Origin of the sequence: Dorea amylophila, assembly GCF_025567265.1 — a bacterium.
Lineage (GTDB): Bacteria > Bacillota > Clostridia > Lachnospirales > Lachnospiraceae > Dorea_A > Dorea_A amylophila.
This window is the reverse complement of the sequence record NZ_JAOQJW010000003.1, coordinates 139,360-152,267: the sequence shown is the minus strand read 5'-3', so window position 1 is coordinate 152,267 and position 12,908 is coordinate 139,360. Positions and strand designations below refer to the sequence as shown.

General features: G+C 43.6%; 12 protein-coding genes. All 12 read left to right on the top strand.

The window, feature by feature from the left end:
* The first annotated feature begins 6 nt into the window (after positions 1-6).
* The 12 genes from OCV72_RS02615 to OCV72_RS02560 all read left to right on the top strand — a co-directional run bounded on the left by OCV72_RS02615 (position 7) and on the right by OCV72_RS02560 (position 12,834).
* Positions 7-489, top strand: a complete 483-nt coding sequence (locus OCV72_RS02615; protein ID WP_006426989.1) for a gamma-glutamylcyclotransferase family protein — start codon at positions 7-9, stop codon at positions 487-489.
* Positions 490-562: 73 nt separating this feature from the next.
* On the top strand, positions 563-4,939 hold the full coding sequence (locus tag OCV72_RS02610) for a SpaA isopeptide-forming pilin-related protein (protein ID WP_055247154.1): 4,377 nt from the start codon (positions 563-565) through the stop codon (positions 4,937-4,939).
* 88 nt (positions 4,940-5,027) lie between these two features.
* Entirely contained in the window at positions 5,028-6,188 is a 1,161-nt protein-coding gene (metK, locus tag OCV72_RS02605; protein ID WP_167528845.1) for a methionine adenosyltransferase, read from the top strand.
* A complete protein-coding gene (locus tag OCV72_RS02600; protein ID WP_006426986.1) occupies positions 6,188-7,165 on the top strand; it encodes a DUF3991 and TOPRIM domain-containing protein in 978 nt (325 codons plus the stop codon). The genes metK and OCV72_RS02600 overlap by 1 nt, the downstream gene beginning before the upstream one ends.
* Positions 7,166-7,171: 6 nt before the next feature.
* Complete coding sequence (locus tag OCV72_RS02595) at positions 7,172-7,918, top strand: hypothetical protein (protein ID WP_007884619.1); 747 nt, start codon at positions 7,172-7,174, stop codon at positions 7,916-7,918.
* A 20-nt stretch (positions 7,919-7,938) separates the two neighbouring features.
* Positions 7,939-8,742, top strand: a complete 804-nt coding sequence (locus OCV72_RS02590; RefSeq protein WP_226793175.1) for a DNA-methyltransferase — start codon at positions 7,939-7,941, stop codon at positions 8,740-8,742.
* 81 nt (positions 8,743-8,823) lie between these two features.
* Positions 8,824-9,147, top strand: coding sequence for a DUF7768 domain-containing protein (locus OCV72_RS02585; protein ID WP_015513330.1), 324 nt, complete (start codon positions 8,824-8,826; stop codon positions 9,145-9,147).
* A 138-nt stretch (positions 9,148-9,285) separates the two neighbouring features.
* Positions 9,286-9,462, top strand: coding sequence for a DUF3789 domain-containing protein (locus OCV72_RS02580; protein WP_155515194.1), 177 nt, complete (start codon positions 9,286-9,288; stop codon positions 9,460-9,462).
* A complete protein-coding gene (locus OCV72_RS02575; RefSeq protein WP_015513332.1) occupies positions 9,441-9,749 on the top strand; it encodes a plasmid mobilization protein in 309 nt (102 codons plus the stop codon). The genes OCV72_RS02580 and OCV72_RS02575 overlap by 22 nt, the downstream gene beginning before the upstream one ends.
* 6 nt (positions 9,750-9,755) lie before the next feature.
* Positions 9,756-11,045 carry a relaxase/mobilization nuclease domain-containing protein gene (locus OCV72_RS02570; protein WP_055281700.1) on the top strand — a complete coding sequence of 430 codons (1,290 nt, stop codon included), beginning with the start codon at positions 9,756-9,758 and terminating at the stop codon, positions 11,043-11,045.
* A 2-nt stretch (positions 11,046-11,047) separates the two neighbouring features.
* The gene (locus OCV72_RS02565) at positions 11,048-11,854 is read left to right on the top strand and encodes a PcfB family protein (protein ID WP_055281698.1); all 807 of its coding nucleotides are present in this window, start codon (positions 11,048-11,050) and stop codon (positions 11,852-11,854) included.
* Between the two features lie 5 nt (positions 11,855-11,859).
* Entirely contained in the window at positions 11,860-12,834 is a 975-nt protein-coding gene (locus tag OCV72_RS02560) for an ArdC family protein (protein WP_055281761.1), read from the top strand.
* The last annotated feature ends 74 nt before the right edge of the window (positions 12,835-12,908 follow it).

The following is a 12,908-nucleotide window of genomic DNA, read 5'->3' as shown; positions in this document are numbered from 1 at the left end:
GAAAAAATGAAAGATAGATATTACTTCGCTTATGGCAGCAACATGAATCTGGAGCAGATGAAGTACAGGTGTCCGGCTGCGGAAGTTGTGGAAAACGTCCGGCTTGAAAATTATCGGCTGGCATTTCGGGGAAGGGCTCCGGGCAATGGGGTAGCAACGGTTCTGCCGGAAAAAGGAAGCTATGTCGAAGGAGTCTTATGGAAAATCACAGAAGCGTGTGAGAAGAGTCTGGATTTTTATGAAGGATTCCCAAGTTTTTATGGGAAAGAATCGATTCGGGTAAAAAATCAGGATGGTGTGGAGAAAGAAGTGTTTGTATATATGATGAACGCTCCGCACAAAGATGTTCCGGCAAAGCCATCGAAATTTTATCTGGATGGAATTCTGGAAGGATGTAAGGATAACCAGATTCCAACGGAGTCTGTCATGGAAGCGGTAAAACGTACCAGACAGGAAGTAAAAAAAGAAAAAAATCGATATGCAAGATAAAACGTACCGCAGAGGAAACATCTTCTGCGGTATTTTACTGAAAAAATCTATTTATAATAGGAAGGAAAAGCACATGAAGGTTAGAAAATTAAAGACCAGAATTGCTGCTTTTGGACTGGCTGTCCTGATGGGCATCAGTACCTTGAGCAGTGCGAATGCGTTTGCGGCCGAACAGACAGGCTCGGAACAGCAGACGGAAGTACAGGCATCTGAACAGGCGGTAACAAGCCAGAAAGATACATCAGTTACAGCAGATGATATCACAAAAGCAGTTTCAGATGATACATTTGCAGTGGAAACCAGTATGGAAGGAATCCATTATGATGCAGAAAAAGAAGATGTTACGCTTGTAAGTATCAAAGATGAGAATGGTGGAGAGTATCATTCAGACAAAGCAGGAACATATATTGCCACTTATATGGTCGTTCCAAAAGATAAGAGTGACAGCTATACCATCACCCGTAAAGTGACTCTGACGGATACCGAAGGACAGGCACATTCCGAAGAAAATGGTGGAGAGAAACAGAAGTCAGATACAGAATCTGAAGATGATTCGGATTCGCCTGTGCAGAACTACACAGATGTAGAAATTGAAACATCCGAAGAAGATGCATCTGCACAGGCAATCAAAGAACTGAAAGAGGACATCGAAGAGGGAAATGTGATGGTATTGTCTGCGGCTGAAAGAGCTACAAGCAGCGGTTCCACAGTTACATTGACAAAGGGGAGAACTATTTATTATCCAAGTTATATTGGAAATTATCTTACTTGCCTGTTTACAGTCAATGGAAAAATTGCATACTGCCTTCAGTCCCAGAAAGCATCCCCACCGAGTGGAAGTTATGTAGCACAGGTACTGGACAGCAATAAAAATCTGCAGAAAGTCCTTTATTATGGTTATGGCGGGGCAGGAGATCTGACAGGAAGTTATCTGTCTGGAAAAACGGAAGATGAAAAGTATGTGTATACACACATTGCAGCCAGCTATGCTTATGCAGGAGAAGCCGGATTTACAGGGTGTAATTATAATGACCTTGTAAATGCAGGGGTTATCGCATATATCAATTATCTGTTTGGACAGGAAGAACCGCCAAAAGGTGAACTGAGCCTTTCAAGCACAAAGCTGAATGCAGTACGGGATGGAAACATCCAGAAAACACCAAATATCACACTGTCTGGAGATCACAGAAACTATGTGACACTGAGTGTACCAGAAAATGTGACAGCACATAATCTTTCCAAAGGAACAAGTGTTACAAATGGAAAAATCCAGATTTATGGTGGAGATACATTCTATCTGTCCGCAGATTTATTACTGACAGGCAGTTATGCTTCCGGCAACTTATATGGTTCTGTCGGAAAGACATGGAGAACACTGGTGTTGACAACCGGAGATTCCAAGCAGGATATCGGTGTATTTGAAAGCGAAACAGCAGCGCCGGTAAGCTTCAGTGTACAGTGGCTGAATATGACACGCATTGAACTTATGAAGAAAGATGTCAATACACAGAATCCACTGTCAGGAGCAGTTTATGGTATTTATACTGATAAGAAGTGTGAAAATCTGCTGATGACAATGTCAGCAACCGGAACAGACGGAAAAGCAGTCAGCGATTATTTTGATTCTGCACTGAAAACAGTGTACGTGAAAGAGATCACTGCTCCGACAGGATACAAACTGAATACAGAAGTATATAAAGTGGCTGTTACTGCCGGAAAGACAATGACTGTAACAGCAACAGATGAGAGAGTCACCGGAAAGGTGAAAATCGCAAAGATCGATAAAGAAACACTTGCATTTAAAGCGCAGGGGGACAGTGTTCTTCGTGGTGCTGTGTATGGTCTGTATGCAAAAGAGGACATCGTGCATCCGGATGGCACAACAGGGGTTCTGTATAAACAGGACAGCCTGATTGCACAGGGAGTCATCGGAGATGACGGAACACTGGAATTTTCAGAATTATACCTTGGAGAAATGTATGTAAAAGAGATCACTCCACCGGAAGGATATACACTGGATACTACCAAATACGAGGTATCAGTAACTTATGAAGGTCAGGATGTTGCCGAAGTGACAAGAGACCTTACGGTAAAAGAGCAGGTAAAGAAACAGGCATTCCAGTTAATCAAAATCAGTGAAGATGGAGAGCAGACAGAAACAGACCTGGTTGCAGGAGCAGGATTTAAGGTATATCTGATCAGCGACCTGACACAGGTAAAAAATGGAAAACTGAAGCCAGCCAATGGAGAAAGCTATACAGCAAGCGATTTCAAAAATTATGACTTCAGCAAAGAGCAGGTTGCAGTTACTTACGAGAATGGAACAGCCGTACCAGTACCAGAACTGATCACTGATACAAAAGGATATGCAGTCAGCCCGGAACTGCCGTATGGAAGTTATGTTGTAGTGGAAAGTACTACCCCTGAGAATTTGAAAACCATTGATCCATTTGTTGTAAATGTGGAAAATGACAGCAGAGAGCCAATGCAGTGGAGAGTATTTGATGACCGCCCGTTTGAATTTTTGCTGAAAATTGTAAAGAAGGATGCACAGACTGGAAATACTGTTTTAAAGGCTGGTGCTTCTTATAAGATTTACGATGTGACAAATAAGAAATATGTGGAACAGGTTGTTCAGTATCCGAAGAAAGAAAAGATCAGTGTATTCGAAACAAACGAGGAAGGATATCTGATCACACCGCAGGAACTGAAGTGCTCTACCTACCGAATCGAAGAAGTGAAAGCACCGGAAGGATTTGTAAGACAGGGAAGCGAGGAGTCCCTGTATGATGGAACAACGATTATTTCACCATTAGAACAGACTACAAAAGGAACATATAAAGAAAATCCACAGAGTGGTATTGTAATTACAGTATCCTCAAACACTGCACATCAGATTGATCCAGATACAGGAGCTGCGATTGTAGAGGTAGAACAGAAAAACGATGAACAGGTAGGAAGCCTGCTCCTGACGAAAAAGGGAGAACAGCTTACCGAAGTAACCGGAGATTCTGTTCTGGCAAAAGTAAAAGCACTGGTTTCAAAAGTAAGAAATGCCGTATCTGGAAAAGAAGAAACAGGTATTTATAAAGGCTTTAAATATGAAGAAACCGGAGTAGAAGGCGCTGAATTCGAAATATATGCCAAAGATACCATCTATTCACCGGACGGAGCAAAGGACGAAGCAGGAAATCCAGTTGTCCGATATGAGAAAGATGACCTGGTAGCCAAACTGACTACAGATGAAAATGGAACAGCAGTTATCAACAATCTGCCACTGGGAACGTATTATCTGAAAGAAGTTGTAGCAGGAGAGAATTTTGTCCTAAATACAGAACAGAAAGAATTTACCCTGACAGCAGAGGATGATACACAGGCAGTTGTTTATGAAGGCGTTACCTATAAAAATGAAAGACAGAAAGTTTTCGTATCAGTAGAAAAGAAAGATTCTGTCACAGGCGAAAAGCTGGAAGGTGTTATTTTTGGACTGTATGCTGCAGAAGATATTCTTTCTAATCAGGGAGAGGTTCTCGTAGAGAAAGATACCTTGCTGGAAAAGAAAGCAACGGATGCAAAGGGAACACTTACTTTCGACAGTGATCTTCCACATGGAAAATACTATGTCAAAGAGGAAGTCAGAAAAGCTGGATATCTTCCAAATGAGGAAGTATGGAATGTAGATGCAACTTACGAAAATCAGAATCTTGCAAAGATTGAACTGAACAAAGAAGTTGAGAATCAGCCGACAGAAACACGCATTACAAAAACAGATGCAACTACCGGAAATGAGCTGGAAGGAGCCAAACTGCAGGTCATTGATAAAGACGGAAATGTTGTGGAAGAATGGGTAAGCAGTAAGGAAGAACATGTCATTTACGGACTGCCGGAAGGAAGTTATACCTTACATGAGGAACTGGCTCCTTATGAAGATGGCTATGTGTCTGCCAGCGATGTGATGTTTGAAGTCAAAGAAGATGGCAGTGTGACAAAGGTTGAGATGAAAGATGAATATTCCAAAGTGGAAATTTCAAAAACAGACCTTACAACCGGAAAAGAACTGGAAGGGGCAAAGCTTCAGATTATCCGCAAAGACGGAACTGTTCTGGAAGAGTGGATTACAGATGGAAAACCACATTCCGTTGAAAAACTCCCAGTCAATGAAGAACTTACTCTGCGTGAGATCACAGCACCGGATGGTTACGAGATTGCGGAAGATGTCACATTTACATTGAAAGATACAATGGAAGTCCAGAAAGTAGAAATGAAAGATGCCAGAACACCGGAGAAAACAACAGAAAAAACAAATGCACCAAAAACAGGTGATAACCAGAAAATATGGGCGTTTGTTCTGCTTGCACTGGCATCTGCTGGAACAGCTACAGGAGTGACTGTATACCGCAGAAAGAAGTCAAAAATGACAGACAACAAAAAAGAAACAGAAGAAAAATAAAATAAGAATTACAGGATAAACCAATCTGACAGGGCAGGAGATGTGCATAAAGCAGCTTCTGCCCTGTCTGTATATAAGGAGAAGAATGATGAGACGTTTTTATACAGCAGAATCAGTAACAGAAGGACACCCAGACAAAGTATGCGATCAGATAGCAGATGCAATCTTAGATGAATGTCTGCGTTACGATCCATCTTCGAGAGTGGCGTGTGAAGTCCTTGCTACAAGAGGAAATGTGTTTGTAGCAGGAGAAATCACCAGCGGATATGAACCACCAGTGTTTGATGTGATCCGAAAAGTTTTAGAAGAGTGTGGATATTGTACAGATGGGATAGAAATGGATACGTTTGTACACCAGCAGAGTCCAGATATTGCGAAAGCAGTGAGTGTGTCGAAAGAATTTCGGGATAATATCGGCGCAAAATTAAGAGATAGAAGCAGGGGAGCTGGAGATCAGGGTGTTATGGTCGGATATGCGTGTGATGATACTCCGCAGCTTATGCCAATGCCGACTGTTCTGGCACACCGGATCACACGTGAACTTTCGGCTTGCAGAAGAAGCGGATATATCAAAGATATCTTTTCGGATGGAAAAGCACAGGTAACCGTAGAATATGAAGATGGAAAGCCAGTGAGACTGGAAAGTGTTGTTGTTTCCTGCCAGCATGGTGCAGAAAAGAGCCTGAAGAAGTTAGATGCCGAAATCAGAGAGAAAGTGCTTCGCTCAGCACTCAGATTACTGCCGCCGGATGAGGATACGAAGATTCTGATCAATCCGTCAGGAAAATTTGTGTGTGGAGGGTTTGATGCAGATACCGGACTGACCGGAAGAAAGCTGATGGTGGATACTTATGGAAGTATGGTTCCGCATGGCGGCGGTGCATTTTCAGGAAAGGACTGTTCGAAAGTAGACCGTTCGGCAGCTTATATGGCAAGGTATATCGCAAAAAATATAGTAGCTGCTGAGTTTGCAAGCAAGTGTCAGGTGTCTCTGGCTTATGCAATCGGAGTAGCAGAGCCGGTTATGATTGAGGTGGATACCTTTGATACAGGGAAAGTGTGTGCGGATGATTGTCTGGCGGCAGCAATCCCACTGGTGTTTGGAGTGACACCTGTTCAGATCATGGAATCCCTTCGACTGAACCGTCCGATTTTCCGGCAGACGGCAGTTTTTGGTCATTTTGGAAGAAAGGAGTTTCCTTGGGAGCGGACGGATAAGGTACTGGATCTTCAGGATGCAATTCTGTAATGCCCTGGGTAACGGAAGAAGAGATTCAGGCAGCAAAAAATATGACTGCGTATGAGTATTTGCGGACGCATCAGGCACAGCGGTTGCAAAAGACAAGAACCAGAAATGAATGGCAGTTGACGGACCATGACAGTTTTAAAATCAATGAACTGTCCAGCAAATGGCATTGGAAATCCAGAGATATCGGTGGCGTGTCCGCACTGCGGTTCCTGATTGAAGTAGATGGAATGAAATTTACAGATGCCGTAAAACTGTTGTGCGAAGAGAGTCCGTCTTTTATTCCGACACAGTCTGCGAAAAAGGAAAAACCACCCTTTAAGCTGCCGGAGAGATATTGTAATTGCAGACGAATCAGGGCTTATTTAAACCACAGAGGAATCAGCGATGAAGTGATCACGTATTGCATTTCGCATGAAATCCTTTATGAAAGTGTCCCGTACCATAACGCTGTTTTTGTTGGAAAAGATGAATCCGGAAAAGCAAGATATGCATTCCTGCGAGGAATCTATGAAAAAAACGGGAAAGGATTCAAGATGGAGCAGACCGGGAGTGAAAAAAAGTACAGCTTTTGTATTCCACCTGAAAGAGAAACAAAACGAGTTGTCGTATATGAAGCGTGTATTGATGCACTGGCCCACATGACACTGGAAGAAGGAAAGAGGGATAAATATCGTCTTTCCCTTGGAGGAATCGCTGCTCCGAAAGAAAACACACAGATACAGAGTGAACGTTTTAAAAAGCTGCCGGATGCACTGGAAGAGTTTCTGAAGAACCATCCGGAAATCAAAGAAATTGAAATCTGCACCGATAATGACTTTGCCGGGAGATGGGCGAAAGAACAGATGAAAAAACATTACGAGGGAACGTATCAGATTATTTGCAATCTGCCGGAAAAAGAAGGGGCAGATTATGCAGACCTTGCGAAAGAAAAAAAGCAGACAAATAAATGCAGGGACAGACCATTAGAAAGAAGGTGATAGAGAATGGAAGAAAAAGGAACGATGCACGTACATCTGTTGACGGAGCTGACTGGAAATCTTTATTCAGAAGAATCCGAATGGGAAGAAGAGTGGTCGGAGAGTGATGAATATGGAATGCCATTAGATGGAACAGAACTTGCCGATTATGAAGAAGTCATCCGAGAAGAACTGGAACGCTATGGGGAAGATGATCTCATGCAGTATTTTGACGGAAGTGAGTCCATTCAGGAAAAGATACAAAGTGCAGTTGTTACGATAGAAAACAAAGACGGAATCCTGTACGGCTGTACCAAACTGGAATTAAATGAATTTTTAAGTCAGGAAGAACTACAGGAATTCACCGAATACATTACAGGGCAGTACAGTGACGGGTGGGGTGAAGGATTTGAACAGAGGGATATCAAGGTAGATGGTGGAACGATGAATGTGCATTTTTGGCATCCTAATATGGAACAGCCGAAAATGTATGAAAAGAAAACAGAGCAGATTCCGACAAAGCCTGAGAAACAACGTCCCAAGTTACAGCTCCTTGGACATGATGGGAATATTTTTTCCATTATGGGCGATGCCTCAACTCTTTTGAAAAAGAATAAACAGACAGCAGAAGCAAAAGAAATGCGTAAAAGGGTATTGGAAAGTGGGGACTATTACAAAGCACTTTTGATTATCAGCGAATATGTAGAAACTGAGTTGAGTCCGCCGCCCAAAGAAAATAAAAAGACAAAGAAGAAAAATCAGCCGGAACGCTGAGAAAAGAAAGGATGATGCCTATGACAAATGGCCTGAGTTTGGAAGAACTTATGAAAGAGGGAACATACCCGGAGGAATATACTGAAGGGGAAAACTGGAAAATATTACATGGAGATACATTAAAACTGGTCAAAGCATTCCAGCCGGGAATCTTTGATGCAGTTATTACCGATCCGCCGTATGCATCCGGTGGAACAAAACAGAATGAAAGAAATCGTACTACAAATCAGAAATACAGCAGTATGAGTGCTGCCAATGCACTTCCGGATTTCGATGGGGATAACAAAGACCAGAGATCTTGGACGCACTGGATGGCTGAATGGCTCTATGATGTGCGGAAAGCCTGCAAGAAAGGTGCTCCGATCTGTCTGTTCATTGACTGGCGTCAGTATCCATCGATTACCGATGCATTGCAGTGGGCAGGATGGATCTGGCGAGGAACAGCGGTGTGGGATAAGGGAAACTCCCGTCCACAGAAAGGCCGTTTCCGCCAGCAGGCTGAATATATTGTGTGGGGCAGTAACGGACCGATGCCGATCAACCGTCCGGTATCTTGTCTGCCGGGCGTCTTCCGATATGGCAATCCGCAGAACCGGATTCATGTGACAGAGAAACCGTTGCAGCTTATGAAAGATGTTATCCAGATTTGTGAACCGAGAGGGCTGATCCTGGACCCGTTTGTCGGAGCAGGAACAACTGTCCTTGCAGCGGTTATGACAGGTTATCGTGCAGTGGGAATTGAGGTAACAGATGCCTACTACAAACTGGGAAGTGACAGAGTGAAAATTGCATTAGAAGCAGAGCAGAAAGAGGATGAAAAGTAGCCGGGATGTCCAATTGGACATCTTGTTTTTTATAGAGAAAATGAGTGGCATCCAACTGGATGCAGGAAGGAGATGGAGCGTATGGAACAGGCGCTGGCTTATGTGTGCTGTTCAGCAGAAGAAAGCCGGGTAAAAGTGCAGAAATATTGCAGAAAAATCTATGAACTTGGGTATGTACCAATCTGTCCGAGATTTGTATTCTCACCATTCTTGGAAGAGTCCGATGCAGAAGATATGCAGGGATATGGAAGAATGTCACATATCCTTTTGCGGAGATGCCGGATGGTAGTCGTATGTGGAAAAGAAGTGACAGGAACAATGAATACCGAAATCAGTATGGCAGACAGACTCCATATCATTTGTACGACACTCGATGGACTGGTACAGATAAAAGAATCAAAATAAATCAGAATCGAGTCAATCCAGTGCTACAGAAACTGGCGGTACTCGTATTGCAAGCATAGCGTTTGGATATCCAAACGCACTTTGGGGAGAACCCCAATCCCCCAGACACAGACGGAAATGGAAAGGAAGGATCAAGTCATGTTAAGAAACGGAGTAATAATCGTAATCGCATTGATGAGCGGAGGATTTATAGGAGTGGTAGTGACCTGTTGCATGGTTGCAGCGAAAAAATCCGATGAGGATCTTGGCGGTATGATGAAAGAGGAAGAGAAAAAAGAAGGGACGGTGATGCAATGCGAAAACGAAACCATGTGATCCCGGTACGGCTTAACGCAAGGGAAGTCAGGGAACTGAATGAGCAGGTCGAAAGAAGCGGTCTGAGCCGGGAAGAGTTTATGCGTTCGTTGATTTTAGGAGCACAGGTACATGCGAAACCCTGTGAGCATCACCCAGAATTGCTCCGAAAAATTGCAGGCTTATGCAACAATGCCAATCAGCTCGCCCATGTTGCCAATGCTTCTGGAATGGCAAGTGAGCAGAGCATTCAGGAAATGCTGCGTCTTACCAAAGAAACATGGCATCTGGTAAAGGAAGAGTGGTAATGCCGGATGGCTTATACAAGTGTTATCCCCGTCCACCGCCTGGACCGTTCTATCGAATATGTGAAAGACAAAGAAAAGACCACACAGAAAGCAGACTCTCTGGAGGCTGCCATCGATTATGCAATGAATCGGACCAAGACAGAACAGGCGGTTTTTGAAGATACCATCGGATGTACCAATGAAAATGCGTATGAAGATATGGTGGCAACGAAAAGGAGATTCCATAAGATGGGCGGTGTAGAAGGATATCATCTGGTACAGAGTTTTGCAGAAGGTGAAGTGACACCGGAACTGGCACATCTCATCGGGCAGGAACTGGCAGACCGGCTCTTAAAAGGACAATTTGAAGTAGTCATAACGACACATCTTAATACCAGACACTATCATAATCATATTGTCTGGAATTCTGTAAGCATGGTGGATGGACATAAGTACCATAGTAATGCCAAGAGTTATTATACGGAGATCCGCAAGATTTCCGATGACCTGTGCAGAAAATATGGTCTGTCTATCATTGAATCCAATCAGAAAAAATCAATCCCTTATGTACAGTGGAAAGCAGAACAGGAAGGAAAGCCGACATGGAGAACGGCGATCCGTTTGGATATCAGGGAATCGGTACAGGAAAGCTACTCCTGGTCACAATTCCTAAAAGAGATGGAAAAGCGGGGATATACATGGAAACTGAACCGGAAATACATCTCTTTAAAAGCTCCGGGAATGGAACGGTATATCCGTCTGCGTTCTCTTGGAAAAAACTATTCCGAAGAGGAAATACGTGGGCAGATACTACAGCCCAAGGTGAAACGAGTCTATCAAAAGGCAGTACAGATTCATCCCAAAAAGAAACTGACCGGGATTCAGGCACTGTATTATTCCTATTTATATCAAATGGGGGTACTGCCAAAAAGACCGAAAAGGAGTCCATACGCTGTCAGAGAGGATATCCGGAAACTGGACCGCAGGATTGAACAGATTGAATTTCTAATGAAACATGACATCATAACCAGAGAGCAGCTTGCCGCATACCGAGAGCCATTGCAAAAGCAGATTGCGGAACTTATGAAAGAACGCAGAAGATTGTATCGGAATGGGGGCAGGGAGACTGGGGAAGAACGATTGTCCGAAATCAATGAGGAATTGAAGCGACTCCGTAAGGAAGTTCGTATGACCGTTCAGATTGAGAAACATTCCTTGGAAATCGAAGCGAAACTTCAGAAAGCAGAAGAACAGAGCCAGAATGAAAAACGTGTGGAAGATAAAGAAAGAATGCAGAAGAGTCAGGAGGTGAGATAAGTATGAATTATGGAGCAGAACCGGCTGATCAGGTGGTGCGGTACAGTCTGGAAGGAATGGAATACTCTTTGAAGATTACCGGAAATGTGGCAAAGCACGTGGCAATCTTTATTGCGGCCGCATTAAAGGATCAGAAAAAGACAAGAGGGAAAACAAGGCTTACCAGAATGTTAAAGGAACAGCGCCCGATGAAATTTTTTACCGTTCCGGGTGACCGTTTAAAAGAATTTGCAAAAGAAGCCAAGGCGAGAGGTATCTTATATGTAGTTATCAAAGATAAGGTGAATCCGGACCAGACAGAAGTCATGGTATTTGCAGATGATGCAGCGAAGATGAACCGGGTATTAGACCGGATGAATTTGGATTTTGTAAAAGCAGAATCAGGCTCTATGGTTACGGAAGCAGTGGAAAAAGAGAATGCACCGGAAAAGGCAGAAAACCAGATGGAAAAAGAAACCGGGGAGAATGTACGGACAGAGACTGTTGTCCTGCCGGAAGGCAAGATAGAATTTGAACTGGACGATGCGGAAGAAATGTTCCAGATCGGGGATGAGGCTTTTCCGGAAGGAAATTTTACACAGGCGCAGGAGGGGGAAGAAAAGAATCCATCCGAACCTTTCTCGCGCAACAGAAATACTTCTTCCGGTCGGAAAACTAGCTGGGAAGAAAAGAATGAAAAACCATCTGTGCGGAAGGAACTCGGAGATATCCGCAAGGAACAGGAAGAGAAACGTAAACGTCCGGACAGACGGAAAAATGCCAGAGAGAGCCGGAAGAAACGTAAGAATATGAAAACGAAAGGCAGGTAATGTATATGGATTTAACAGATATGATTTCAGGTGGAACGGAAGAACAGCAGGTTCCAGAACAGAAGTTGACCAAGGAAGAATATGCAGCCAAGAAACAACAGGAAAGAGAAGAGGTATGGGCTGAAGTAGATTCACAGGCACAGGGAGTTTTTCAGGATGGAGAAAAACTGAAAGGCTTTCTGGATTTTATGGCAGAGTGTAATACCCAGAGAACACCGAATCTGCTTTTGATCTATGGACAGCATCCGGATTTTAAGGTGGTAAGGTCTTATGAACGATGGAGAGAAGAACACCGTTCAGTAAAAGCAGGGGAGCATGGCATTACTTATATGATTTCCACTGAATATGAAAAAGATGGAGAAATGCGGAGAGGGTATACGATCGGAAAAGGATTTGACATTAGCCAGATGACAGGGAAGCCATTGGAAGAACGCCCTCAGCGAAGTCTGACAGAACTGATAGGAACTGTCTTAAAAGACCAGTCGGTACGTGTGCAGATTGAGGATGATCTGCCAGACAAAGTGCAGGCTCAGTACAATCCGAGATACCGTACCATTTATATCCGCAACGGAATGAGTGAAGTAACGACATTCCATGCACTGAACAGAGAACTGGCGTGTGCAGCGATGGATCAGCATACCGGAACCTACAGCCGACAGAAAGTCAGCGCACAGGCTTATTGTGCTGCCTATGTGATTGCAAAACGTTATGGTGTGGATGTCACCGGATTCAATCTGGAGTATATTGCACAGAGGAATGAATGCGGAAAGAAAGATCCGCAGGAACTGAGAGACTTTTTAAATGATGTCCGTCAGGCTTCCTACAGTATCCGAAACCATATCGAACGCAATTTTGGTGCAAAGGAACAGGAGTATGTAACCGATGAGTTCGCAATCGGAGACCCTGTAAAAACACCGGAAACCAAGGATGAAAAAGCATCTGGAAAAGAGAAAAAAGCAAAGAACCAGCCGGAACGATAAAAGTTGGACGGTTGGAGTAGCTATTACGGAGGTCTTGTGATATGGTTGGTGTAACAAAAAAGGAGGTCAGCCAG